22 protein-coding genes and 1 other RNA gene are annotated in these 23,775 nt (G+C 65.2%); 11 read left to right on the top strand and 12 right to left on the bottom strand.

The window, feature by feature from the left end:
* Window positions 1-20 precede the first annotated feature (20 nt).
* Complete coding sequence (locus QOU61_RS33725) at window positions 21-965, top strand: DUF5996 family protein (RefSeq protein ID WP_289655484.1); 945 nt, start codon at window positions 21-23, stop codon at window positions 963-965.
* A gap of 1,011 nt (window positions 966-1,976) precedes the next feature.
* Window positions 1,977-2,417 carry an ester cyclase gene (locus QOU61_RS33720; protein ID WP_289655483.1) on the top strand — a complete coding sequence of 147 codons (441 nt, stop codon included), beginning with the start codon at window positions 1,977-1,979 and terminating at the stop codon, window positions 2,415-2,417.
* Here QOU61_RS33720 and QOU61_RS33715 read toward each other — a convergent pair.
* The gene (locus QOU61_RS33715; protein ID WP_289655482.1) at window positions 2,414-3,205 is read right to left on the bottom strand and encodes an inositol monophosphatase family protein; all 792 of its coding nucleotides are present in this window, start codon (window positions 3,203-3,205) and stop codon (window positions 2,414-2,416) included. The genes QOU61_RS33720 and QOU61_RS33715 overlap by 4 nt on opposite strands.
* A 214-nt stretch (window positions 3,206-3,419) precedes the next feature.
* The gene (locus tag QOU61_RS33710) at window positions 3,420-3,947 is read right to left on the bottom strand and encodes an ester cyclase (protein ID WP_354142493.1); all 528 of its coding nucleotides are present in this window, start codon (window positions 3,945-3,947) and stop codon (window positions 3,420-3,422) included.
* 205 nt (window positions 3,948-4,152) lie between these two features.
* Between QOU61_RS33710 and QOU61_RS33705 the strand changes: the two genes are divergently transcribed.
* Window positions 4,153-4,350: a hypothetical protein gene (locus tag QOU61_RS33705; protein ID WP_289655481.1), complete on the top strand. Its 198-nt coding sequence runs from the start codon at window positions 4,153-4,155 to the stop codon at window positions 4,348-4,350.
* 134 nt (window positions 4,351-4,484) lie between these two features.
* On the opposite strand, the gene QOU61_RS33700 is transcribed toward QOU61_RS33705, so the two are convergent.
* The 7 genes from QOU61_RS33700 to tkt form a co-directional block, all read right to left on the bottom strand.
* The gene (locus QOU61_RS33700) at window positions 4,485-5,564 is read right to left on the bottom strand and encodes a tetratricopeptide repeat protein (protein WP_289655480.1); all 1,080 of its coding nucleotides are present in this window, start codon (window positions 5,562-5,564) and stop codon (window positions 4,485-4,487) included.
* Window positions 5,561-6,250, bottom strand: a complete 690-nt coding sequence (locus tag QOU61_RS33695; RefSeq protein ID WP_289655479.1) for a thiamine phosphate synthase — start codon at window positions 6,248-6,250, stop codon at window positions 5,561-5,563. The genes QOU61_RS33700 and QOU61_RS33695 overlap by 4 nt, the downstream gene beginning before the upstream one ends.
* 71 nt (window positions 6,251-6,321) lie before the next feature.
* Entirely contained in the window at window positions 6,322-7,347 is a 1,026-nt protein-coding gene (locus QOU61_RS33690) for a class I fructose-bisphosphate aldolase (protein ID WP_289655478.1), read from the bottom strand.
* A gap of 159 nt (window positions 7,348-7,506) precedes the next feature.
* Window positions 7,507-8,574, bottom strand: coding sequence for a class II fructose-bisphosphate aldolase (gene fba, locus QOU61_RS33685; protein ID WP_289655477.1), 1,068 nt, complete (start codon window positions 8,572-8,574; stop codon window positions 7,507-7,509).
* Between the two features lie 48 nt (window positions 8,575-8,622).
* On the bottom strand, window positions 8,623-9,819 hold the full coding sequence (locus QOU61_RS33680) for a phosphoglycerate kinase (RefSeq protein WP_289655476.1): 1,197 nt from the start codon (window positions 9,817-9,819) through the stop codon (window positions 8,623-8,625).
* Window positions 9,820-9,936: 117 nt separating this feature from the next.
* Window positions 9,937-10,944 (bottom strand): type I glyceraldehyde-3-phosphate dehydrogenase, encoded by a 1,008-nt coding sequence (gap, locus tag QOU61_RS33675; protein ID WP_289655475.1) that lies wholly within the window; start codon window positions 10,942-10,944, stop codon window positions 9,937-9,939.
* Between the two features lie 150 nt (window positions 10,945-11,094).
* A complete protein-coding gene (gene tkt, locus QOU61_RS33670; RefSeq protein ID WP_289655474.1) occupies window positions 11,095-13,080 on the bottom strand; it encodes a transketolase in 1,986 nt (661 codons plus the stop codon).
* 278 nt (window positions 13,081-13,358) lie between these two features.
* Between tkt and QOU61_RS33665 the strand changes: the two genes are divergently transcribed.
* From QOU61_RS33665 to QOU61_RS33655, 3 genes are all read left to right on the top strand, one after another.
* Entirely contained in the window at window positions 13,359-13,718 is a 360-nt protein-coding gene (locus tag QOU61_RS33665) for a DUF4164 domain-containing protein (RefSeq protein ID WP_289655473.1), read from the top strand.
* Window positions 13,715-14,101 (top strand): cell division protein ZapA, encoded by a 387-nt coding sequence (locus QOU61_RS33660; protein WP_289655472.1) that lies wholly within the window; start codon window positions 13,715-13,717, stop codon window positions 14,099-14,101. Before QOU61_RS33665 ends, QOU61_RS33660 begins: the two co-directional genes overlap by 4 nt.
* A gap of 447 nt (window positions 14,102-14,548) precedes the next feature.
* A complete protein-coding gene (locus QOU61_RS33655; RefSeq protein ID WP_289655471.1) occupies window positions 14,549-15,523 on the top strand; it encodes an ABC transporter substrate-binding protein in 975 nt (324 codons plus the stop codon).
* A gap of 35 nt (window positions 15,524-15,558) precedes the next feature.
* On the opposite strand, the gene QOU61_RS33650 is transcribed toward QOU61_RS33655, so the two are convergent.
* Window positions 15,559-15,714, bottom strand: coding sequence for a hypothetical protein (locus QOU61_RS33650; RefSeq protein WP_289655470.1), 156 nt, complete (start codon window positions 15,712-15,714; stop codon window positions 15,559-15,561).
* 838 nt (window positions 15,715-16,552) lie between these two features.
* Here QOU61_RS33650 and QOU61_RS33645 point away from each other — a divergent pair.
* Window positions 16,553-16,963, top strand: a complete 411-nt coding sequence (locus QOU61_RS33645; protein WP_289655469.1) for a hypothetical protein — start codon at window positions 16,553-16,555, stop codon at window positions 16,961-16,963.
* 98 nt (window positions 16,964-17,061) lie between these two features.
* Here QOU61_RS33645 and QOU61_RS33640 read toward each other — a convergent pair whose 3' ends face one another.
* Window positions 17,062-18,966, bottom strand: coding sequence for a potassium transporter Kup (locus tag QOU61_RS33640; protein WP_289655468.1), 1,905 nt, complete (start codon window positions 18,964-18,966; stop codon window positions 17,062-17,064).
* A 426-nt stretch (window positions 18,967-19,392) separates the two neighbouring features.
* Between QOU61_RS33640 and QOU61_RS33635 the strand changes: the two genes are divergently transcribed.
* The 4 genes from QOU61_RS33635 (at window position 19,393) to QOU61_RS33620 (ending at window position 22,643) form a co-directional block, all read left to right on the top strand.
* Complete coding sequence (locus QOU61_RS33635; protein ID WP_289655467.1) at window positions 19,393-20,598, top strand: OpgC domain-containing protein; 1,206 nt, start codon at window positions 19,393-19,395, stop codon at window positions 20,596-20,598.
* Window positions 20,599-20,853: 255 nt separating this feature from the next.
* Window positions 20,854-21,014, top strand: a non-coding RNA gene (ssrS, locus tag QOU61_RS33630) — 6S RNA.
* Between the two features lie 223 nt (window positions 21,015-21,237).
* Window positions 21,238-21,816, top strand: coding sequence for a 5-formyltetrahydrofolate cyclo-ligase (locus tag QOU61_RS33625; RefSeq protein WP_289655466.1), 579 nt, complete (start codon window positions 21,238-21,240; stop codon window positions 21,814-21,816).
* 2 nt (window positions 21,817-21,818) lie between these two features.
* Entirely contained in the window at window positions 21,819-22,643 is an 825-nt protein-coding gene (locus QOU61_RS33620; RefSeq protein ID WP_289655465.1) for a TIGR00282 family metallophosphoesterase, read from the top strand.
* Window positions 22,644-22,683: 40 nt separating this feature from the next.
* Here the strand turns inward: QOU61_RS33620 and QOU61_RS33615 are convergent, their stop codons facing one another.
* The gene (locus QOU61_RS33615) at window positions 22,684-23,754 is read right to left on the bottom strand and encodes an alpha/beta fold hydrolase (RefSeq protein ID WP_289655464.1); all 1,071 of its coding nucleotides are present in this window, start codon (window positions 23,752-23,754) and stop codon (window positions 22,684-22,686) included.
* Window positions 23,755-23,775: the final 21 nt, after the last annotated feature.

Genomic DNA, 23,775 nt, shown 5'->3' with positions numbered 1-23,775 from the left:
TAGCCTCAGGGAGTTTGGCAATGAGCGCGATCTGGCCCGACATCCCGTACACGCCATGGCGCGAAACCTGTTCCGCGCTTCATCTGTATTGTCAGATCGTCGGCAAGTACCGGCTGGCGCGAACGCCGTGGGTCAATCATTCGTGGCACGCGACCTTCTACGTCAATGCACGCGGACTGACGACCTCGCTGATTCCGGACGGGCCAGGGATCGAGATCATTTTCGATCTGATCAACCATTTGGTGATCGGAGAGACAGCCGGAGGGCGCAGGGCTGAAATCCCGCTCGGGCCGATGTCGGTCGCGGAGTTTTACACCCGGTTCCGTGAACTGGTCGGACGGCTCGGCGGCACGCCGGAATTCGACGGCCGGCCCAACGAGGTCGCCGACCCGATTCCGTTTGCGGACGATCGGCAGACGAGGCCCTACGATGCCGCGGCCGTGACGCGTTTCTTTGAAGCGCTCGTCTTGATCGACCGCGTCTTCTATCGGTTTCGGACCGGCTTCACCGGAAAGGTCAGTCCCGTCCATCTGTTCTGGGGCAGCTTCGATCTCGCGGTGACGCGCTTCTCGGGGCGTCCGGCCCCGCTTCACGCGGGTGGCGTTCCGGGTCTGCCTGACGACGTGACGCGCGAAGCCTATAGTGACGAGGTGTCGTCGGCCGGCTTCTGGCCCGGCGGCGGCGGGACCGACTTTCCGGCGTTCTATTCCTACGCCTATCCCAGCCCTCAGGGTTTTGCCGACGCGAAGATCGCGCCCGCGGGCGCACATTTCGATCAGAAGCTCGGCGAGTTCCTGCTGCCGTATGACGTGGTGCGGACATCAGGCGAACCGGAATCGACGCTGATGGCTTTCCTGCAAAGCACCTACCAGGCCGCGGCCGACCTCGGCAGGTGGGATCGCGCGGCGCTCGAATGCCCGATCGGGCAGCCGCTGTTGCCGCGACCGCTGCGACGGCCGGGGTAGCGCGACCGGATCGCCCTAAGGCATGATGATTTAGGTGCGATCACTGACTCGGCCGTCATTGCGAGGAGCGAAAGCGACGAAGCAATTCAGACTTTTTTCTGGTGCTTCTTCCACTTGCAGGGCGGGGTTTGCGGATGAACCCTCCGGCAAATCCTCCCGGCGGGTCGGCAAGACGGTGAGGGCTCTAGGACGTTGTAAGCCTGTCGCGTAAAGCTTGGCTGAGGCGGCTGTGCCGGACGCCATTTAGTTCGTGCGGTGCGGAGGCTTCTTCTTTCGATGCTGTGTCGGCTGCGTTGCCTTCGGAGGCTGCGGAGGTTGCGGCCAGTAGGCACAGGCGAAGCTACAGGCACAGCCGGCGCCGCCTCCGACGGCCAGCCTTGGTTTTCGGAAGAGCGGTGGTGGTCCAGCATTTTCCTTGTCGAAGACATAGAACGTCGCCAAGCTGACGTCGGAGATTTCCTCCTCACCAAGAAGGATTTCGTGCTTCTGCGAGGGCGGTGATGTATTCGCCGACGCTTCGCTGGTTGAGGCGCAAGCACCGCTTGCCATCGAGAGAGACATGCCAGCAAACCCTAAGGCGGGTAAGGCTTTGCTCCGACGCTTGCCTATGGAGGAGCGCTTCGGCATGGCACAACTCTCCCACTTGCTTGGGCATGCTGAACTAACTGGCGTGATGATCCGACCGAGCTATGCCGACCCCGGCGGCGGTCAAGCATGTACCGCTACTCCTGACGTTGACGATTCGCCGCCGCCAAGTGGGAATAGGGCGCGAGCGGTGTCACTGAGCGAAAAGAACTTTCCGCCAACGGCAATCATGTTGATCTAGATCAAGGCTTCGCACCTGAGCCGTGTGTCGCCGTCGCAGCGCATTGCGGCATGTCTTATGGGTCAAAAGGTGACACGGAGAAATGAAAGAGCCCGCCAACCACGGTACCTGTCGTCCCCGGGCTTGCCGGCGCGTCAGGCTTCGGCTTTCAATGCGACTCGATCTCCACGCAAGGAACGCTCCCGATGGATGAGCCCGCACTGAATCTGGACGGCGTCGTCCTTTCGCCCCAAAAGGAGCTCGTGCGCGTGTTCTACAAGGAGATGTGGGACCATGCGGACAAAAGCCTGATTCCCTCCATTTTCCACGCCGACTTCACCTTTCGCGGCTCGCTGGGTCCTTCGCTGGTCGGGCACAGCCAGTTCGCCGGCTACGTGGACCTGGTCACAACCACCTTTGGCACCTACACCACGGACATGCTGGTGCTGATCGAGGAAGGCAATCGCGTCAGCGGAAAGATGCGCTTTCACGGCTACCATCGTCAGGAGATGTTCGGGGTCGCGCCGAGCGGCCGTCACGTCTGGTGGACCGGCATGCCGATCTTCACGTTCGACGGCGGCAAGGTGCGCGATCTCTACGTGCTCGGAGACATCCACGGCCTGATCGAGCGCATGCGCTCAGCCTAGCCGACCGCCTTCAAGATCTTCAGCAGTTCGCCGTGGACATATTCGTTGCCGCAAACGACGTTGCCCGTGGTCAGCGCGTTGTCGTGGCCCTCGAGGCCTGAAACGATGCCGCCGGATTCGCGCACCATGATCTGGCCCGCCGCGATGTCCCAGGCCTGCAGATTGCGCTCCCAATAGCCGTCGAGCCGGCCTGCGGCGACGAAGGCGAGATCGAGCGAGGCGGCGCCGAACCGGCGCAGGCCCGCGACGCGGTTCTGGATCTCGGTCATCTCGGTGCGGAACAGCGCATGGTCGCCGCGGCCGATATGCGGCAGGCCACAGGCGACCACGCATTCATTGAGCTGGCGGCGGCCGGCGACCCGCAGCCGCTGGTCGTTGAGGAACGCGCCCTTGCCGCGCTCGGCGATGTAGAGCTCGTCATTGGCGGGATTGTAGATCACGCCCGCGATGACGGTGTCGTCGCGCTTGAGCGCAATCGAGATCGCAAATTGCGGAATGCCGTGCAGGAAGTTGGTGGTGCCGTCGAGCGGATCGACGATCCAGGTGTGCGACTTGTCGGAACCCTCGCGCGTGCCGCCTTCCTCGCCGATGAAACCATAGCCGGGCCGTGCCTTGGCGAGATCCTCATAGAGCATCTCCTCGGCGCGCTTGTCGGCGAGCGAGACGAAATTGGCCGGTCCCTTCAGCGACACCTGCAAATGCTCGATCTCGCCGAGGTCGCGCTTGAGGCCGCGGCCGGCGCGGCGCGCGGCCTTGACCATGACGTTGATGAGGGCTGAGTGCAGCATGGGCTCGGCAAATCTGCTTTTGACCAAGGATGGACCCCCTTCCTCGGAGAGGCGGGGGCGGGGCGAGGGGTCACGGGTGCCCTGTGGCGACCGCCACGTCAAGGCCCCGGCGGAGCGAATGTCTGGCTCAACCGGCAACCTCTGTTGGCGTGGTCCTCGATCCGGACATTTGCAAAGTGCCCCATTCCGCGGGGACGAATGCAGGCCGCGCGTTTCAGCGGCCAGCCTTCGGAAATCCCGACATATTATTCCATCCAGAAGGCAGCTCTCCGCCGGGCCTCGCCGCAGGCACGTCCGATTCGGGCAGGCGAATGAGGCCGAGCTGCAGCATGGCGCTCAACGCATCCTCTTGTCCCAACTCCTCGGCAATCCGCCCTTGCTCCACGCGCAGAACGGTTGTTCCCGCAAATATCATCTTTCGACCCGATGCAGCGGGGATCGAGCCCATGCGGAAGTCACTGAAGGCCGGACCGGTGTGGGTGCCGCCACCTTCCCAGCGGCCTACCACATAGTCGCCTTCCGCGATGAGATCGCCGACAGCCCGGAAATTCAGATCGGGAAAGGCGTTGCGAAACTCCGTCATGAAATTAGTGACGGCCGCGCGCCCTTTCTTTGGTTCATGCATCGGGTAGTGCATGAGTATGTCCGACGTCGCGAGCTCGTTCACGATTCTCGGATTCCACGGGTTTCCCCAGAAATCCTTGAACCACCGCCTTACGACATCCTTGTTGTCCTGTGACATCAGATCGTCTCCGTTGGCTTGTTGCCGAATTTCGCGAGAGGCAGAACCAGTCGCGTCACGATGCGCGCAGCAAACAAGCGCGACATGCTTTGCGCCACCCGCTTTCCGTCGGTGCCGGATTCTGCTCGAGCTATGGTTGCCCCGGAAACCGGGTGGCTCGCTGGCGCGAAGCTCTTACCGTGCTTCGAACACGAGGGAGCACATCATGCGAAAATTCCACTCGATCGCCGCGCTGTGCGGCGACGGACTTCGGCCCGAGCTGCAGGCGCTGTTTGAGCGCCTCGCCATCGACCCACGCACCGAACTCTTCGTAAGAGACGACGGCATGGTCCAGGCTGGCCCGGACCCCGCGCGCGAGGCCACGCCCGCGAACGTCGTGTCGCCAAGGAAACCGGATGTCTGATCTGAAGATTGGAGGCTGCGCGGCTGTGTCGATCGCGGATGTGCCGCGAATTGGATCTGCACAGTCGCCGAGAGGCTCGGTCGCTTTCCGAAGTTCGAGAGCGGTGGCTCCCGGACATCGGAAAGCCGCTACGCTCATTTCGTCCCCAGCCAGTGCCGGGCGCTCTCGTCGACCTTGGCGCGTTCGGCCGGCGTGAGTTTTGCGAACTCCTCGTCAAGCTCCGGGTCGCCTTTGCCGGCGGTCTTGGCGACCAGATGCCATTTCAGGCCCTCGATCTTGTCGACCGGCGCTCCCATGCCGTAGATCAGCACGCGGGCGAGGCGGTTTTGCGCGATTGGCGAGTTCTGGCGGGCGGCCTTGCGCAACAGCGCCACGGCGGCCGCCTGGTTCTTCGGCGTGCCGGTGCCGTTGAACAGCGCGATGGCATATTCGACCTCGGCATCGACATTGTCGGCGAGGGAAGCCGCCTGCAACAGCCGCACCGCCTTTTCGGGGTCCTTCTCGACGCCAGTGCCTTCCTTGTAGAAGGTCGCCAGCGCATATTGCGCCTCCGGGTTGCCGGCGTCGGCGGCGACGCGGAGCAGTTCCGCCGCGCGCTTGAGATCCTGCGGCAGCGTCTGCCCGTCGATATAGAGCAGCGCGAGGTTATAGGCGGCCTTGGGCTCGCCGAGCTTGGCCGCGGAAGCGAGCAGCCTGACCGCGGCGTCGCGGTCGACAGGGCCGCCGCGGCCGGCGAGGCGCATCATGGCGAGCGCGAACATCGCCTCGCGGTCGCCGCCGTCGGATGCGCGCTTGTACCAGTCGATCGCCTTGGCATAGTCGCGCTTGACGCCCAGCGCGTTGGCGTAGAGCTCGCCCAGCATGGTCATCGCCTTGGTGTCGCCTGTCTGCGCGCGCGCGGCGGCGAGATCGAGCGCGGTCTTGTACTGGCCGCGCTGATAGGCGCCGTAGACCAGATCGACATTGGGATTGTCGGGCACAGGCGATGCGGGCGGCGTGGGCGAAGCCGGAGAGGGCGAAGGCTTGGGCGCGGCCGGAGCCGCCGGGCCGGCGGTCTTCTTCGTCGCGAACGGCTTGTGCCGGGTTTCCGTCTTGGTCGGCTTGCTTTCCGCAGGCTTCTCGGCCGCCGGCGGTGTGATCGCCGTCTGCGCCTGCGCGCTCGCGGCAAGCAGCAGCGCACCCGCCAGCACGATGATCGGCCGTGCCGGTTTCATGGCCGGCTCTGCGCGTCGGCGGCCGCGGCCAGTCTCGCGGCCTCGTAGCCCTGCCGGATCGCGTCCTGGGCCTGCGCAATCGCGGTGGCCGCGCCGCGCGAATCGGCCCAGATGAAATCGGAGACCAGCACGAAATCGGCGCCGGCGGCGGCAAAGGCCTGCGCCTCGTCGAGCGAGGCGGCAAAGGCGACGCAGGGCGGCTCGAACAATTCGGCCCACCATCCAAGGCGCTCGATCACGGCTTCTTGCGACGGCCGCCTGCCGCTTGCATCCGGTTCGCCGAACAGCACGTAATCGGCGCCGCGTTCGCCCGCGGTCATGGAATCGTGCCGCGTCGCAAGCCCGCCGACACCGGCGATGCGGTCGGGCTTCAGGCTCGGCAGCGCGTCCTCGAGCGCGGCGATGCCGGTGAGATGGGCGCCATCAGCGCCGGAGCGCGCCACGAGCTCGGCATGGCCGTCGATCAGGAGCGCGGCGCCCGCCTCCTGCACCGAAGGCGCGAGCGCCTTGGCGCAGGCGATCATGCCGCGATGGTCGGTTTCTTTCAGCCGCAGCAGCACCGCGGCGACATCGGCCGCCGCCAGCATCGAAGGCAGGCTCGCGCGCAGCGGAGCGGGATCGTCGACCGCAGGCGTCGCGAGATAGAGCCGCGGCACGGGCCGCGGCGGAGCAGATTTGCTTGCCAATCCTAGTACCCCGCTTTCCGAAGTTCGTCAGTCACGGCCGCACCTCATTTGCGAACTTCAAACCGGCGGAACTAGGCCGCCTTCTTTTCCAGGCCGCTTTCCCACTGGCCCTTGCTCGCCAGCGCGTTCATGCGCGCGCGGTGGGCGAAGGCAGCCTGCGCGGCGGCGACGTTCTCGGATCTGCCGCCCCAGGCCTTCTGCGGCGCCGCCTGCAGCGCGCGGCCATAGGAGAAGGTGAGCCGCCACGGCAGCGGCCCGAGCCGGTTCATGGCGTCGAGATGCGCGGTCGCTTCCTCGTCCGACTGCCCGCCGGACAGGAAGGCGATGCCGGGCACCGCTGCGGGCACGCAGCGCTTGAGCATCTGCACGGTCTTTTCCGCGACCTCCGCGACCGGGGCCTGCCGTGCGCATTTCTTGCCAGACACGGCCATGTTGGGCTTCAGCACCATGCCTTCCAGCGCGACGCGCTGGATGCGCAGCTCCTGGAAGGTCTTGTTGAGCACGCGGCTCGTCACCTCGACGCAGCGGTCGATGTCGTGGTCGCCGTCCATCAGCACTTCAGGCTCGACGATCGGCACGATTTGCGCGGCCTGGCACAGCGCCGCATAGCGCGCCAGGGCATGCGCATTGGCGTGGATCGCGGTCATCGAGGGAATGTCGGCGCCGATGTCGATCACCGCGCGCCATTTGGCGAAGCGCGCGCCGCGCTCGTAATATTTCTTCAGGCGATCGGCGAGCTTGTCGAGGCCGACGGTGATCAACTCCCCCGGGCAGGCGGGCAGCGGTTGCGTGCCCTCGTCGACCTTGATGCCGGGAATGCTGCCGGCCTGCTCGATCAGCCTGACCAGCGGCGTGCCGTCTTTCGCGTTCTGCCAGATCGTCTCGTCATAGAGGATGACGCCGGAGATATATTGGCGCATCGCCTCCTGCGAGCGGAACAGCAGCTCGCGATAGTCGCGCCGGTTGTCTTCGGTGGACTCCACCTTGATGGCGTCGAAGCGCTTCTTGATGGTCCCTGAGGATTCGTCGGCGGCAAGGATGCCCTGGCCCGGCGTGACCATGGCGAGCGCAACTTTGTTGAGATCGGCGAGATTCATGGCGGCGTCCTCCAACTGACGGGCGTTGTTCCAACGCGTTTCCGGCGCGTGAACCCGAAATACCCCCGTCGCTCGAAAACGCTCCTTGCCGCTCAAAATAGACGGTTCTCGGGCAAATGCCGAGGTACTTTCGTCGCAGGGCGGGGCGGCCAGGCTCTTTTACGCGACCTTCGGATCAAGTTCGCCCTTGGCGTAACGCTTGGCCATCTCGGCGGTCGTCAGCACGCGTCTGATCTTGCTGGCTTGCCCTGCGGTATTGAACTCCTGCAGGCGCTGCTTGCAGAGCTTCGTCATCGCCTCCATCGCGGGCTTGAGGTATTTGCGCGGATCGAATTCGTCCGGATGATCCTTCAGCACCTTGCGGATCTGGCCGGTCATCGCCATGCGGTTGTCGGTGTCGATGTTGATCTTGCGCACGCCGTTCTTGATGCCGCGCTGGATCTCCTTGACCGGGACGCCCCAGGTCGGCTTCATCTTGCCGCCATTTGCGTTGATGATGTCCTGCAGGTCCTGCGGCACCGAGGACGAGCCGTGCATCACCAGATGCGTGTTCGGCAGCTTGCGGTGGATCTCCTCGATCACATGCATGGCGAGGATGTCGCCGTCGGGCTTGCGGGTGAACTTGTAGGCGCCGTGGGAAGTGCCCATCGCGATCGCGAGCGCGTCGACCTGGGTCTCCTTGACGAACTTCACCGCCTCGTCGGGATTGGTGAGGAGCTGGTCGTGCGACAGCTTGCCTTCGGCGCCGTGGCCGTCCTCCTTGTCGCCCATGCCGGTTTCCAGCGAGCCGAGCACGCCCAGCTCGCCCTCCACCGAGATGCCGCCGAGATGCGCGATCTCGGTGACCTTGCGGGTGACGCCGACATTGTAATCCCAGTCGCCGGGCGTCTTGCCGTCGGCCTTCAGCGAGCCGTCCATCATGACAGAGGTGAAGCCGGACTGGATCGCGGTCATGCAGGTCGCGGGCTCGTTGCCGTGGTCGAGATGCACGCAGACCGGGATCTGCGGATAGATCTCGGTGACCGCGTCCATCATGTGGCGCAGCATCACGTCGTTGGCATAGGCGCGCGCGCCGCGCGAGGCCTGGATGATGACCGGCGCGTCCAGCGCGGAGGCGGCGTCCATGATCGAGAGCGCCTGCTCCATGTTGTTGATGTTGAAGGCGGGCACGCCGTAATCGTGTTCCGCCGCGTGGTCGAGCAATTGACGCAAGGTGATGCGAGGCATCCCGTTCTCCAATGTTTTCGGGGGCGCTTGGCTCGCGGCCCCCTTGAATTAGCGCTTCTTTAAAACTTCGACGCCGGGCAGGGGTTTCCCTTCCATCCATTCCAGGAAGGCGCCGCCCGCCGTCGAGACGTAGGTGAAATCGCCCGCCACGCCGGCCTGGTTCAGCGCCGCCACAGTGTCGCCGCCGCCGGCGACCGAGATCAGCTTCTTCGCCCTGGTGCGTTCGGCGGCGTGCCGCGCCGCGACCACGGTGCCGCGGTCGAATGGCGCCATCTCGAAGGCGCCGAGCGGACCGTTCCACACCAGCGTCGCCGCGTCGTCGATCGCGGCATGGATGCGCGCGGTCGATTGCGGGCCGACGTCGAGGATCATGCCCTCGGGCGGGATCGCGTCGAGCCCATAGGCGTGCGACGGCGAGTTGGCCGCGAAATGGAACGCGACCACGGCGTCGACCGGCAGGATGATGGCGCAGTTGGCGGCGGTCGCCTTGTCCATGATGCGCAGCGCGGTCGCCGCGAGATCCTTCTCCGCAAGCGACTTGCCGATCGCGACGCCCTGCGCATGCAGGAAGGTGTTGGCCATGCCGCCGCCGATCACCAGCGCATCGACCTTGGCGACGAGGTTCTCCAGGAGGTCGATCTTGGTCGACACCTTGGCGCCGCCGATGATCGCGATCACGGGCTTGGTCGGCGCTTCCAGCGCCTTGGAGAGCGCCTCGAGTTCGGCCTGCATGGTGCGCCCGGCATAGGCCGGCAGCTTGTGGCCGAGGCCTTCGGTCGAGGCATGCGCCCGGTGCGCGGCCGAGAACGCATCGTTGACCCAGATGTCGCCGAGCTTTGCGAGCGCCGCGACAAAGGCGGGATCGTTCTTCTCTTCCTCCTTATGGAAGCGGGTGTTCTCCAGGCACAGGATGTCGCCGTCCTTCATGGCGGCGACGGCCGTTTCCGCGACTTCGCCGATGCAGTCGTCGGCGAACGCGACCGGCCGCTTGATCACGCCGGACAGCGCTGATGCCACGGGTTTCAGCGAGTCCTTGGCGTCGCGGCCCTTGGGCCGGCCGAAATGCGCCAGCAGGATCACCTTGCCGCCCTTGGTCGAAATTTCGGTGATGGTGGGGGCGACGCGCTCGAGCCGGGTCGCGTCGGTGACGCGGCCGGCTTCCATGGGCACGTTGAGGTCGACGCGCAGCAGCACGCGTTTGCCCTTCACGTCGACGTCATCGAGGGTGCGGAATTGTTTTGTCATCGGGACGTTTTCCCTCGTCATGCCCGCGCTTGTCGCGGGCATCCACGTCCTCCTTCGGGGCTTTTCGTTCGCCCAGGACGTGGATGGCCGGGACAGGCCCGGCCATGACGGAATACTTTACAGCACCTTCCCCATCGCGACCGCGGTGTCGGCCATGCGGTTGGAGAAGCCCCATTCGTTGTCGTACCACGACAGCACGCGCACCAGATTGCCGTTCATCACCTTGGTCTGGTCCATGTGGAAGGTCGAGGAGTGCGGGTCGTGGTTGAAGTCGATCGAGACGTTGGGCGCGGTGGTGTAGCCGAGAACGCCCTTGAGCTGCTGCTCGGCGGCGCGCTTCATCGCCTCGTTGATCTCCTTGACGTCGGTTGCGCGCTTGGCGACGATCTTGAGGTCGATGACGGAGACGTTCGGCGTCGGCACGCGGATCGCGACGCCGTCGAGCTTGCCCTTCAGCTCGGGGAGCACGAGGCCGATCGCCTTGGCCGCGCCGGTCGAGGTCGGGATCATCGACAGCGCTGCCGCACGGCCGCGGTAGAGGTCCTTGTGCAGCGTGTCCAGCGTCGGCTGGTCGCCGGTATAGGCGTGGATCGTGGTCATGAAGCCGGTCTCGATGCCGACAGTGTCGTTCAAGACCTTGGCGACCGGCGCGAGGCAGTTGGTCGTGCAGGAGCCGTTGGAGACGACGAGGTGATCCTTGGTCAGCGTGTCGTGGTTGACGCCGTAGACGATCGTCGCATCGGCGCCGTCGGCCGGCGCCGAGACCAGCACGCGCTTGGCGCCGGCGGTCAGGTGCGCGGCAGCCTTGTCCTTTGCGGTGAAGATGCCGGTGCACTCCAGTGCGATGTCGACGCCGAGCGCCTTCCACGGCAGCTTGGTGGGATCGCGCTCGGCCGAAACCTTGATCTTGCCGTTGCCGACGCTGATCGAGTCGCCATCGACCGTCACGGTGCCGGGGAAGCGGCCATGCACGGAGTCGAAGCGGAGCAGGTGGGCGTTGGTCTCGACCGGACCGAGATCGTTGATGCCGACCACATCGATGTCCTTGCGGCCGGACTCGGCGATCGCCCGCAGCACGTTGCGGCCGATGCGGCCAAACCCGTTGATCGCGACCCGGATTGCCATGCTCGTTTCTCCTCTAAAAGCTGTGTCGTCCCCGCGAGGGGAGCCTCGCGGAGAAGCGGACGGCGGCTCGCCCGGTTCAGCCGGGCGGATGCGTAAAAATATGGGGGCTTGTTAGTCCCTTTTTCCGTCGATCACAACAGCTTGAGCCCATTATCCTAAACGCTGCAGCACTGCGTTAACCGCAGCCTCAGCGGTAATGCCGAAGTGCTTGAAAAGGTCCTTGGCCGGGCCGCTTTCGCCGAAGCCGTGCATGCCGATGAAGAGGCCGTCCGGGCCGATCACGGCGTCCCAGCCGAAGCGGACCGCGGCCTCGATCGCGATCTTGACCGGGGCATTGCCGATGATGGCCTTCTTGCGGTCTTCCGGCTGGGCCAGCAAAAGCTCCAGCGAGGGCACCGAGACCACCCGCGACGCGATGCCGCGCTCCGCAAGCTGCTTCTGTGCGTTGACCGCGATCTCGACCTCGGAGCCCGAGGCGAACAACGACACTTTTGCCGCGCCTTCCGCCGCGACCAGCTCATAGGCGCCCTGCGCGCACGGGCTGTCGTTGGGTGCGGTGGTGCGCAGTTGCGGCAGGTTCTGGCGGGTCAGCGCCAGCACGGTCGGGCCGTCGATGCGGTTGAGCGCGAGTTCCCAGCATTCCGCCACCTCGACCGCGTCGCAGGGGCGGAACACGCGCATGTTGGGCATGGCGCGCAGCGCGGCCAGATGCTCGACCGGCTGGTGGGTCGGGCCGTCTTCGCCGAGGCCTATGGAATCGTGCGTCATCACATAGACCACGCCGTTGCCCATCAGCGCGGACAGCCGCATCGCCGGCCGCGCATAGTCGGTGAACACTAGGAAGGTGGCGCCGTTCGGCGCGAAGCCGCCATGCAGGAAGATGCCGTTCATGCAGGCGGCCATGCCGTGCTCGCGGACGCCGTAATGGACGAAGCGGCCCTTCGGCGTCTTGGCGGAGAAGTTTACCGCGGTCTTCGCCTTGTTGTTGTTGGAGCCGGTGAGGTCGGCGGAGCCGGCCAGGAACTCCATCGGCATGGCCGCGGCGATCGCCTCGATCGCGGCTTCGGAGGATTTGCGGGTCGCGACGTTGAGCGGGCTGGCGAGCAGCGCCTTCTTGTGCGCGCGCAGCGCCTTGGCCAGCGCCTGCGGCCGCTCATGGCGAATCCTGCGCTCGAATTCGGCGCGCTTGCGGCTGCCGAGCGCGTCGAAGCGCGCTTCCCATTCCTTGCGTGCCTCCGCGCCCCGCGCGCCCGCCTCGCGCCAGGCCTTCAGCACGTCGTCGGGCACCGAGAACGGCTCGAGCGATATACCGAGCTTTTCCTTGGCGCCCTTGAGTTCTTCGGCGCCCAGCGCCTCGCCATGCGCCTTCGCGGTGCCGGCCTTGGTCGGCGCGCCATAGCCGATCGTGGTGCGGCAGGCGATCAGTGACGGCTTGTTCGACTTCTGCGCGCGGGTGATCGCGGCCGCGATCGCTGTCTGGTCCTGGCCGTCGATCATCTCGGCGGCCCAGCCGGCCGACTTGAAGCGCTTCACCTGGTCGACCGAGTCGGCGAGCGAGGTCGGCCCGTCGATCGAGATGCCGTTGTCGTCGTACAGCACGATCATCTTGTTGAGCCGCCAGTGGCCGGCGAGCGCGATCGCCTCCTGCGAGACGCCTTCCATCAGGTCGCCGTCGGAGCACAGCACATAGGTGTGGTGGCTGACGATCTTCTTGGAAAATTCCGCGGCGAGCATCTTTTCCGCGACCGCCATGCCGACCGCAGTCGCAATGCCCTGGCCGAGCGGCCCGGTGGTGGTCTCGATCCCCTTGGTGCGGAAGTTCTCGGGGTGGCCGGGGGTGAGCGAATCCACCTGGCGGAAGCGCTTGATCTCATCCAGCGTCATGTCCTTGTTGCCGGTGAGATAGAGCAGCGCATAGAGCAGCATCGAGCCGTGGCCGGCCGAGAGCACGAAGCGGTCGCGGTCCGGCCAGGCGGGATCGGCGGCGTCGTATTTCAGGAACTGCGTGAACAGCACGGTCGCGATGTCGGCCGCGCCCATCGGCAAGCCGGGGTGTCCGGATTTCGCCTTTTCCACCGCGTCCATCGCGAGCCCGCGGATCGCGTTGGCCATGCGGGTGTGGTCGACCTGCGTCATGTTGAAAATCCGTCTGAAATGAGATGCTTGAAGACTGTTCGCGAGACCTGCGAACCGCCGCGGCATGAAGGGCTTATGGTCACGGGGGTTGAGGCTGGATAGCACCTCGTTTTGCCGAGTCCAAGGCAATGCAACGTGGTTACGCTGCCAAAAGTTGCTTTGTGTGCATAGCTTCGCACCGGCGTTGCGGAAGCGCCGCCTGCCACGTAAAGTTCGTCGTCTAAAGGCTTGCTCAGGCGGCATATTTTTGCCGTCAGGAGCGCCTAGCGGCTTGGCTCATGATCGACCGTCCTGCCCATCATCCCCCCCAAGCGGAGGCCGTCTCGGCCGAGCTCGAGGCTGCGACACGGCGTCTGATGTCGGCGCTGGACGCGCTGGAGAGCGCGGTGGAGCGGCGGCGCGAGGCCGATCGCGACGAGGACGAGCTGGCGAGCCGGATCCAGGCGCTCGGCGCCGACCGCTCCAGGCTGGCCGACGAGCTCGACGGCTCGCTGGTCAAGTCGCGCCGGCTCGAGCGCGCCAACCGCGAGATCGCCGAAAAGCTCGATGCCGCGATCGACACCATCCGCAGCGTGCTCGAAGGCGGCGAAGGGGACGAGGCGGAAGAGGCTGAAGCGCCGGAGGCCGAGGACGAATGAGCAGCCACGTCAACGTCACCATCAACGGCCGGCAATACCGCATGGCCTGCGAGCCGGGGCAGGAGGGCCAGCTCCTGCGGCTCGCGAGCGACCTGGAATCGCGCATCGGGTTGTTGCGCGGCAAGTTCGGCGAGATCGGCGACGCCCGGCTGGTCGTGATGGCGGCGCTCACCGTGTGCGACGAACTGATCGATGCCGGCGCCCGCATCAAGGCGCTGGAGGGCGAGCTTGCCGGCCTGCGCGACGTCCGCACCGCCGCGACTGATCGCGCCCGCGCGACGCAAGTCGCGGTGGCCAACGCGCTCAACGCCGCCGCCGAGCGGATCGAGAAGACCACGCAGGTCTTGAACCGCACGGTCGGCGGCGGCGTCGCGATCGGGTGAGGACTCGCGGGCTGCGCGATCGCGTGGCGCGATCTTCGACCCTTTCAGATGCACGCAGGCCGATGCTCTCGTGTCCGAAGCGGGCGATGGGTCATGGCCGCTGGCCTAAAATCAATTGTCATCGCGATTGACTCTATTTCGGCGCGGCGTAGCCTCGTCAGTGGATCGCGAGCAGGCCTCCCACGCCAGCAGCGCCAGAGCGGGTCGCTCCCGTCAGTGCCAGTCAAAGTGGGCCGATTCCACGCGGAAGGTGCACCAGAACGGCGCCGGTAACGGCGCCGTTTCTGCGATTGGCGCTCCCGCGCCTCGCAAGCCCGCGCAACGTTCCTGGTCGCGCCGACGCGGTGATCGCATGAAGGCAGCGATTTTCCGGTCATGGCGCAACCGCGACAATCGCGAGGGCGCTATATTGCAGGTGGGATGAAGTCCTGAGCCGAGGCGACGCTCATGAAACGGCGGGAGTTTCTCGCGTTTGTCGGCGGATTGACGGCTTGGCCACTCAGCGCGAGCGCCCAGCAGCAGGTTGGGGCGCCGATCATTGGCTTCCTCGACGTGAGCAAAGGCTCCGGGTGGAGCGACTATTTCGACGCATTTGCGCAGCGACTGCGAGAGCTCGGCTGGACCGAAGGCCGAACCCTGATCATCGAACGTCGTCAGGCCGAAGGACGCAGTGAGCGCTATTCCGAAATCGCGGCCGAATTTGTCCGTCTCAACGTCGCGGTCATTGTGACCGGCGGAATCGCCGTGCGCGCTACCATGCAGGTGACAAGAAGCATTCCGATTGTCTTTGCCGTTGCAAATGATCCAGTCGGTGGTGGTCTCGTTGCAAGTCTCGCGCGGCCGGGCGGTAACGCGACCGGATTGTCGCTTCAGGCGCCGGATATCATCGGCAAGCGGCTGGACTTTTTGCGGGACGTTGTTCCCCATCTTCGTCGCCTGGCGATCGTCGGCAATGTCAGCTATCCAAGCACCGCGGCGGAAACGCGGGAAGTCCAGGCCGTCGCCGGCAAGCTCGGCATCGACGCCGTCCTCGTCGAAATTCTGCGGCCTGGCGATATTGAGCCTGCCTTTGAGACGTTGAGGCAGGGGATCGATGCGGCTTTTGTTTGCAACGATGCCCTCGTCAATGCCAACCATGCTCGCATCAACGCTCTGGCGCTGGGCGCGCGATTGCCGACGATGCATGCGGAGACAGGGTACGTCAGGTCTGGCGGCCTGATGTCCTACGCGGCCAATTACCAGGCTCTGTTTCGACGAGCCGCTGATATCGTCGACAGAATACTGCGCGGGGCAAAGGCGTCCGACATCCCGGTAGAGCAGCCGACCAAGTTCGAATTGGCCATCAACCTGAAGACGGCAAAAGCACTCGGCTTGACCGTCCCGGAGGCGCTGATCTCCATTGCCGACGAACTGGTCGAATAGGTGCGCCCGCGAGCCGCGAGGCGCAACTGCCCAATTCAGTCGCGTTCGTAGATCTTGGCGCCAGGGTAGATTCGCCGGGCGTACATGACGACGAGCTCCCGGTCCTGCGTCTCCAGGAACGGAGTTCGGATCTGGCACGATCCGACGACGAGGTGCCACAGGCCATTGAGCTTCCGAATGATGACGTTCATTTAAAGTGTTCCTCGAAGAACCCGCATCCCGGCGGGCGGGTATGTCGCGACGGCCTTGAGATGAACGCCTCGGAACGGTGATCGTTCGCCGCGCTTCCGGGAGTTGTGAACTCTTCGTGCATCCGCTTGGAGTGGCCGCGATAACCCATAAATATGGGAATCGGCCCGCCGCTCAATTGTACGTGCGCAGGCATGGGGCATCAGAAGGGATTAACGGAGATATACGGAGGTATGCTGACGCCTGTCCCGCGGGGCAAATCCCTGCAGCGGGCCGCGCAACGTCCGCATCGCCGCGACCGACCGCGCCAAGATGACGCAGGTCGCGGTGGCGAATGCGCTCAACGCCGAGCGGATCAAGAAGACACATAGTTCTTGAACCGAACTGTGGGCGTCGTCGTCGCGATCGTATGCCCTCAACGAGGAACCCAAGGATGAAGGACAGGAAGCTCACGACAATGGCATTGGCTTGTGCGTTCGCGCTCACCAGTACGTTCGCGCTTGCAGGCACGGTCCGTCATAGGTCGAACATCAGGACCTATGGCTTGCATAGGGCTATACCGCTGGTCAGATCAGGTCCTTTGCATCCGAACTACGGCCATCCAGACGGTGCAACTGGCGTGTCCGCGGGCGGATATATGTGGAACGGGCGGAGCGCCTCCGAATGGGGCGGCGGCTAGGGTCGTGCGTTATCCGCAAAAGGCAGACGGAGAACCGGCGCCGGCAGGAGGAGCGACGGCGGCCTTGCTTCACCGCGCGCGTGTCCGGGTCCGGAAGTGGCGCGCATGGCCCGACGAGAGCCGTGGGTGACAGCGCGTCCAGCAGAACAGCGAGAACACCGATGTCCTACGCCATCAAGGCCGAGATCGCCGACCCCAGGGCGAAGACGTTCGCGCTGCCGGCGCAGAAGACGATGTATGGCGGCAAAGAGATCGCCGAAGGCGATACGGTTTTCATCTTTGCGAGCGAGAACGAAGGCGGGCAAGGCCTGATCGCGCGCGGCGTTGTCACCGCCTCGAAGGCCGTTCCGAAGAAGCGCGGCGTCGCGCGGCAGACGCCGCGCGTCAGCGTCACGATCAAGCGCACCGCGCTCGCGAAACGTGCGCTGGGCCGGCGCGAGCTTAAATCCTTCGCCGACTGGAAAGACGGCCGGCCCGAAACCGAGCTCAATTTCAAGTTCTATCGCCAGGCGACCAACAAGATCGTCGGCGTCTCCGATGAGGTGGCGGCTTTCCTCGGCACGTTCTTTTGAGCGACCGGCTGATTTCGCCGACCGCGGGCATCATCAATCAGGGTGACCGCAAGCAGAAGTCTGCCGCGAAGCCGGTGATCCGGGACGGGTGGGTGGCGCTATATTTCGACTTCGAGTCCGACTTCCACGACCTGGGCGGGCGGCACGCCGAAATACGCCGCCGGCAGGTTGGCATTGAGGTGCATGGTCGCGAACACGCCCTTTCTCCAGAACGACATGCCTGACGCCCTGCCGCAAGGGACCACCATCACACGCCTGAAATAGTAGGTGATGTTCTCGGGATCGATGCCGCGAAGCTCGGGCTGCTGACAGGCGAGCCTCAGCCCTTCCATGACATCCGGTGTCTCCATGAAACCGAAATGGAAGAGAACGCGCGTGATGCCGGCACCCACGGGCACGAGCTTGATGCGCTCGGCGGGATCGACCCGCGGCGCGTCCACGATGACCGTGGCGATCAGCAGCACGCGCTCGTGCAGGACGCGATTATGCCGCAGGTGATGCGTCAGGCCGAGCGGGATTCCCGTGGTCGCGGCCGTGAAGATCGCAGCGGCGCCCGACAACCGCACCGGCGGCGTCTTGATGACCCATTCGATGAACTCGTCCTCGCGCTGGCGCAGTTTGGCGCGCTCCTGCTCGAGCAGGAGCCATCCCGTGCGCCAGGTCAGCATCAGGAACGCGATGATGCAGGCAAGCAGGAGGGGGAACCAGCCTCCCTCGATCAGCTTCGTCATGTTCGCCGTAACGAAGACCAGTTCGATGACGAGGAAGAAGCCGTTCGCCGCCACGACCAGCAGCGGGTTGTAGCCCCACTTGAGGGCCACGAGAGCCGCGAGCACGGTCGTGATCGCCATCAGCATCGACACGGCGATGCCATAGGCTCCGCCCAGTGCGTCGGACGAGCGGAAGGTCAGCACGGCCCCGAGGGTGCCGACGGCCAGCAGCCAGTTCACGACGGGAATGTAAATCTGCCCCTTCTCGTGGCTCGCCGTGTGCAGCACGCGCATTCGAGGCAGGAAGCCGAGCTGCATGGCCTGCTGGGTGAGGGAATACGCACCCGAGATGATGGATTGCGAGGCGATGACGGTGGCGATGGTCGCGAACGCGACCATCGGGTAATGCGCCCATCTCGGCACCAGCAGGTAGAACGGGTTCTCGACCGCCTGCGGGTCCGCCAGCAGCAGACCTCCCTGGCCGAGATAGTTGAGCATCAACGCCGGCGACACGATGGCAAACCATCCGAACTGGATGGGTAGCCGGCCAAAATGGCCCATATCGGCATACATGGCTTCGGCGCCGGTGAGCGCCAGAAAAGCGGCGCCGAGCACGGCGAACGCGATGCCCGGTCCGGCATGGCTGAGGTAGAGAACGGCATGATGGGGGCTGATGGCGGCGAGGATGGCCGGGCTCTGCACGATGCCCTTGAGGCCCAGCAAGCCGATCGCAACGAACCACACGAGCATCAGCGGCCCGAAGATATTGCCGACGAACTCCGTTCCCTTGCGCTGGACCAGGAACAGACAGACGAGGATGACGATGGTGATGGGCACGACCATCGGCGCAAGCGCGGGCGCGTCGATCTTCAGGCCCTCGACGGCGCTAAGCACCGAGATCGCCGGCGTGATCACGCCGTCGCCATAGAGCAGTGCGGCCCCGATCAGGCCGACGATGAGCAGAGAGGCACGCGCGCTCCCTCGTGGTGCATGCCTGGCGTCGAGCAGCGCGAGCAGCGCGACGATACCGCCCTCGCCATGATTGTCGGCTCGCAGGATCAGGATGGCGTATTTGAGTCCGACGATCAGGAGGAGCGCCCAGACGATCAGCGACACGACGCCCGTCACCGCTTCGGGGGTCGACACGCCGCTGGCGTCGACGGCCTGCTTCAGCCCATAGAGCGCGCTGGTGCCGATATCGCCGTAGACGACGCCGAGGGCGGTAAGCACAAGGGCGGACTGCCTCCGGGGACTCTGCCGCGGGATTCCCTCGGTCTGAAGGGTGATGGCCATTCGAATGCCCCCTTCTCTCGATTGTGCAAGTATGCATGAAAATGATGCGCTGAAAAGCTTGGAATGCGGCACCTGTTCTCGTGTCGCGCGTCCTCAGCCAGCAACAGGCGAGCGTCGAAAGGGCGTCGATGCTCGGCCTTGGGGCGCGACCTGCGCAGCAATCGCGCCATCACCACCGCATCCGCTCCACGTGCCCGCCTGATTGCGTAGCGATCCGCACTGACCAAACCCGCACACGCTTTCGCTCTTGCAGGTTGTTCAACGCGCGACTGCGCAAGCAAAAGCGCTCAACGCGTGGGTGCGGATTCCCCCTGTGCCGCAGCGACAAAATAACCTTTGCGCGGTGTGAACCGCCTCACACCACGCGCGCCGGCGCCGGGTCCATCGTGCGTGCACAGGTTCATCCGATTGCTGTGGGGCAACCCGATGCACGATCGAACCGCCACTCCCAATTCACTGGTTGGCGCGCTGCCCGAGCTGAAGGCGCAGGGCCGCGACCTCCGCATCGATGCCTGCCGCGGCATCGCGCTGTGGTGCATCTTCCTCGATCACATCCCCCACAACGTCGCGAGCTGGCTGACCTTCCGCAACTACGGCTTTTCCGATGCCGCCGAGGTCTTCATGTTCCTCTCGGGCGTCACCTGCGCGCTGGCGTATGGCGGGGCCTTGTGCAGCGAGGGCTGGCCCGGCGTGATCGGCCGGACGCTGCGGCGAAGCTGGGACATCTATGTCGCCTTCCTGCTGCTCACGATCGCCAGCGCCATCATGGTTTACCTCGCCGGCGGCGGCGATCATGCGGATGCGAGCAACACGCGCATCCTCTTCGACCAGCCGGGCCCGACGCTGGCGCGCGCGGCGATCCTGCTCTATCGCCCGGTCAACGCCGATGTGCTGCCGATCTTCGTGCTGCTTCATCTGTTGTTCGCGCCGCTGTTGTGGCTGCTGCTGCGCTGGCCGAACGCGACACTTGGCGCCTCCTTCGCGCTTTATGTCCTGGTGCATCTTTTCGGCTGGGCGGTGCCGGCATGGCCGGCCAACCACTGGGCCTTCAACCCGCTCGCCTGGCAATTGCTGGTGGTGCTCGGCGCGTGGTGGATCGTCACGGGCAAGCAGGCCCGGTCATGGGCGACGTCGCGCCCGGTGCTCATTGTTGCCGCCCTCTATCTGCTCTTCAGTCTGGTCATCGCCCTCGGGTGGCGCGTCGCAACGCTGCACGCGCTGATCCCGCAGCCGCTGGCGGGTCTGTTCCATCCCCTCGACAAGTCGAACCTCGATCCCCGGCGGTTGCTGCATTTTTTGGCGATCGTGGTGCTTGCGGAATCCTTGGTGCCGCGGGATTGGCAGGGGCTGAAGTCGCCAGTGATGCGCGGCGCGATCCGCTGCGGCCAGAACTCGCTGCCGATCTATTGCATCGGCGTTCTCATGGCGTGCGCCAGCCACATGGCGCTGGTCTCGATCTCGAGCGGGATCGTGATGCAGCTCGCGCTGAGCACCGGTGGCATCCTGGCGATGGTCGCGGCGGCAACGCTGTTGAACCTGATCAGCGTCAAGCCCCGGCGGCAGCCGGTAACAAACAGCGCGGGCCCACGCGAAAACCAGTCAAAGATGATGTCGCTGCCCGCCGGTCCATGATTTTTGCGGCGACTGATTTGCCCGACGGGCAAATCGCGCAAAATGCTGTCCAGCCCTCGGGCGCGGCGGGGCGGGGTCGCCGTCTTTCCTCTCGATCGGTACCCGAGTGGAGGGATCACCCCACCCCGGCTCACATTTCGCGGCGCTCAATGTGAGCCGACCCCAGAGCGAGCTTCGCTCGTCTCGACCCCCTCCAGGGGAGGGTGGCCGAAGCGCCGCTGGCGATCCGGCCGCATCACTGTTAGATTGGTCTCTGCGAGGCTGCTTCGTGCGTCAGGAACCATATATCCCCGGGGCCTTATCGATCCTTTAGGGAACTGTCCCTGGCCGGGTCCGTGGATCCGGACATATGGTGCCCACCTACTTTCGTAGGGAACTCCGGGATCGAGCGTTCCAACGGCGAATGCGGCTTCGCGCTTTTGCTTTTTCGTGTTGCTGTTGGTTTCGGTCATCACGCTGCGGCGATCGGCCCGAGTACCGACGTCATACCCTGCCAACGTGTCTCGCCGTCGGTTCGCTCGATGGCAGGCTCCAGCGGGGCATCCAGTAGGCCGCGGCCTTGCCGTCAAAGACGAGCGTCTCTGGAATACTGGATCACCCGCTTTTTTGCGAGTGATGACAGCGCAGCAGGGGTGGGAGATGTCCGCGAGCAAATCCAAGGCCGAGCTCCGTGCGGCAGCGCTTGCGGCGCGCGAAGCGTTGAGCGAGGAGGCGCGCGTGGCGGCCGCTGCCGCGATCGCCAGCCGCGGCCTGCCGTTTGCGATCACGCCGGGCGCGATCATCTCCGGCTATTCGCCGATCCGCAGCGAGTTCGATCCGACGCCCCTGATGCGCAAGCTCGCCGGGCAAGGTGCAAGGCTCGCGCTGCCGGTGGTCACCGCGCGCGGCAAGTCGCTGGTGTTTCGTCTGTGGTCGCCGAACGACCGCCTGATGCTCGGCCCGCTCGGCATTCCGGAGCCGTCGCCGGCGGCGGCCGAGGTGATCCCCGACATCATGCTGGTGCCGCTCGCGGCCTTCGACCGCGCCGGCCACCGCATCGGCTACGGCGCCGGCCATTACGACTATACGTTTGCGCATCTGCGGAAAGCCAAGGCCGTGATGGGCATCGGGCTTGGCTTCGCCGCGCAGGAGATCAGGGCGATCCCGGCATTGCCGCACGACGTGGCGCTGGATTATGTGCTAACGGAAAAGCGCGTGTTCGATTTCCGAAAGGACTAGGTTTGCGTATTCTGTTCGTTGGCGATGTCGTCGGCCGCTCGGGCCGCACCGCCATTTCCCAGTACCTGCCGGGCATGGTCCGCGACTGGTCGCTCGATCTCGTCGTCGTCAATGGCGAGAATGCGGCCGGCGGCTTCGGCATCACGGAATCCGTCTATCAGGAGTTGCTCGATGCCGGCGCCGATGCCGTCACGCTCGGCAACCACGCCTGGGACCAGCGCGAGGCGCTGGTGTTCATCGAGCGGGCGCCAAGGCTGATCCGCCCTGCGAATTTTCCGCGCGGCACGCCGGGCCGCGGCGCGGCGCTGATCGAGGCCAAGAGGGGGCAGCGCGCGCTCGTGGTCAACGCGATGGGTCGCGTGTTCATGACGCCGTTCGACGATCCCTTTGCCGCCGTCGGCAACGAGCTCGACGCCTGTCCGCTGCGCGAGGCTGCGGACGCCATCGTCGTCGACTTCCATTGCGAGGCGACCAGCGAGAAGCAGGGGATTGGCTTTTTTTGCGACGGCCGCGCCAGCCTGGTGGTCGGCACGCATACGCACGTGCCGACCGCCGATCACCAGATCCTGCCCGGCGGCACCGCCTACATGACCGACGCCGGCATGACCGGCGATTATGAATCGATCATCGGCATGCAGAAGGAGGAACCGCTGCGGCGCTTCATCACCGGCATTCCCTCCGGCCGCTGGGAGCCGGCGCTGGGGCCGGCGACGCTCTCGGGCGTCGCGGTCGAGACCGATGATCGAAGCGGGCTTGCGCTGCGCGTCGCGCCGGTGCGTGTCGGCGGCAGGCTCGCGCCGGCGCTGCCGGGGTTTTGGGCGGGTTAGCAGGCGGCGGCCCGGCTGGAAGCGAACAGCCGGGATGCGCCTACATCGGCGGCGGCAGCTCGTTCATGAAGTCCGCGAGGTGCTGCTTCCACAAGGTCGCGAGAAAATAGGTGAAGTGGCCGCGCGTGTTCTCGTTTGCCGGAATGAGCACGAGGCGCGCGTCGGCAATGCGCCTGATCTCGCGCTCGGTCACGCCGAGCTCGGGCGGGTTGACCTCGTCGTCGGCGAAGTTGATTGCGAGCAGCCTGGCCTTGATCTTCTCGAGATCCTTCGAGGGGTCGTAATCCATCACGGCCTCGGCGCCGTAAAGCTGGTCGTTGGCGTCGAGCCTGGTCGCCTGCTCGACCATCTGCCGGTAGAGCGCATCCGCGGCCTCGCGGCTGGGGGCGACCTGCTGGAAGTTGATCACGCTTCCCGCCATCAGCGTCCCGAGCGGTGCGACATAAACGTAATGCGTCGGGTTCTTGTCGTAATTGCCGTTGTTCCAGTCGGGATCGTTCCTGATCGCCTCGATGCCAATGCGCCGATACAGCCAGTTGCGGCCGCTGATCGCGATCGGCTGGCTCGCGATCGGCACCAGGCCATCCATGAAATCGGGATGCATCTCGCCCCACATCCAGGTCTGCATCCCGCCCATCGAGGTGCCGAGCACGAGCCGCAGATGCTTGACGCCGAGGTTCTCGGTCAGGAGGCGGTGGGTCGCGGTGACCATGTCGACGTAGCGGTAGTGCGGAAACTTCATCCGCAAGCCGTCGCTCGGCTTCGACGACCCGCCGCGGCCGACGCCGTCGGGGATGACGATGAAGAACTTTTCGGCGTCGAGCGGAGCCCCGCGCGCGAACAGCTCGTTGGCGAGCGTCGGCTGCAGCCAGGTTTTCGATGTGCCGGCGGTGCCGTGGATCAGCAGCACGCCGTTGACGATGTCGCCGGCTGCGTTGCGCCTTTCGCTGCCGAGCGTCATGTAATGCATCTTCAGCTCGGAAAGCCGCTCGCCCGAGGCGAAGCCGAAATCCTTCAGCACGACGTCGCCCTCGCGCTGGTTGGGCCAGGCGGTCTGTGCCAGCGCGGGCGAGGTGACGAGAAGGAGTGCGATGACGAGAAATCGAAGCATGGCGTGGTCCCTTCAAAACCG

Origin of the sequence: Bradyrhizobium sp. NP1 (assembly GCF_030378205.1) — a bacterium.
In the GTDB taxonomy this organism is placed as follows: Bacteria; Pseudomonadota; Alphaproteobacteria; order Rhizobiales; family Xanthobacteraceae; genus Bradyrhizobium.
Note: the sequence above shows the minus strand (reverse complement) of the source record. Positions and strands in the feature narration are given on the sequence as shown.

Bases quoted from the DNA above. Each gene is read 5' to 3' on its own strand.
- QOU61_RS33725 (WP_289655484.1), top strand. From the start codon at position 21: ATGAGCGCGATCTGGCCCGACATCCCGTACACGCCATGGCGCGAAACC.
- QOU61_RS33720 (WP_289655483.1), top strand. From the start codon at position 1,977: ATGGATGAGCCCGCACTGAATCTGGACGGCGTCGTCCTTTCGCCCCAA.
- QOU61_RS33715 (WP_289655482.1), bottom strand. From the start codon at position 3,205: ATGCTGCACTCAGCCCTCATCAACGTCATGGTCAAGGCCGCGCGCCGC.
- QOU61_RS33710 (WP_354142493.1), bottom strand. From the start codon at position 3,947: ATGTCACAGGACAACAAGGATGTCGTAAGGCGGTGGTTCAAGGATTTC.
- QOU61_RS33705 (WP_289655481.1), top strand. From the start codon at position 4,153: ATGCGAAAATTCCACTCGATCGCCGCGCTGTGCGGCGACGGACTTCGG.
- QOU61_RS33700 (WP_289655480.1), bottom strand. From the start codon at position 5,564: ATGAAACCGGCACGGCCGATCATCGTGCTGGCGGGTGCGCTGCTGCTT.
- QOU61_RS33690 (WP_289655478.1), bottom strand. From the start codon at position 7,347: ATGAATCTCGCCGATCTCAACAAAGTTGCGCTCGCCATGGTCACGCCG.
- fba (WP_289655477.1), bottom strand. From the start codon at position 8,574: ATGCCTCGCATCACCTTGCGTCAATTGCTCGACCACGCGGCGGAACAC.
- QOU61_RS33680 (WP_289655476.1), bottom strand. From the start codon at position 9,819: ATGACAAAACAATTCCGCACCCTCGATGACGTCGACGTGAAGGGCAAA.
- gap (WP_289655475.1), bottom strand. From the start codon at position 10,944: ATGGCAATCCGGGTCGCGATCAACGGGTTTGGCCGCATCGGCCGCAAC.
- tkt (WP_289655474.1), bottom strand. From the start codon at position 13,080: ATGACGCAGGTCGACCACACCCGCATGGCCAACGCGATCCGCGGGCTC.
- QOU61_RS33665 (WP_289655473.1), top strand. From the start codon at position 13,359: ATGATCGACCGTCCTGCCCATCATCCCCCCCAAGCGGAGGCCGTCTCG.
- QOU61_RS33660 (WP_289655472.1), top strand. From the start codon at position 13,715: ATGAGCAGCCACGTCAACGTCACCATCAACGGCCGGCAATACCGCATG.
- QOU61_RS33655 (WP_289655471.1), top strand. From the start codon at position 14,549: ATGAAACGGCGGGAGTTTCTCGCGTTTGTCGGCGGATTGACGGCTTGG.
- QOU61_RS33650 (WP_289655470.1), bottom strand. From the start codon at position 15,714: ATGAACGTCATCATTCGGAAGCTCAATGGCCTGTGGCACCTCGTCGTC.
- QOU61_RS33645 (WP_289655469.1), top strand. From the start codon at position 16,553: ATGTCCTACGCCATCAAGGCCGAGATCGCCGACCCCAGGGCGAAGACG.
- QOU61_RS33640 (WP_289655468.1), bottom strand. From the start codon at position 18,966: ATGGCCATCACCCTTCAGACCGAGGGAATCCCGCGGCAGAGTCCCCGG.
- QOU61_RS33635 (WP_289655467.1), top strand. From the start codon at position 19,393: ATGCACGATCGAACCGCCACTCCCAATTCACTGGTTGGCGCGCTGCCC.
- QOU61_RS33625 (WP_289655466.1), top strand. From the start codon at position 21,238: ATGTCCGCGAGCAAATCCAAGGCCGAGCTCCGTGCGGCAGCGCTTGCG.
- QOU61_RS33615 (WP_289655464.1), bottom strand. From the start codon at position 23,754: ATGCTTCGATTTCTCGTCATCGCACTCCTTCTCGTCACCTCGCCCGCG.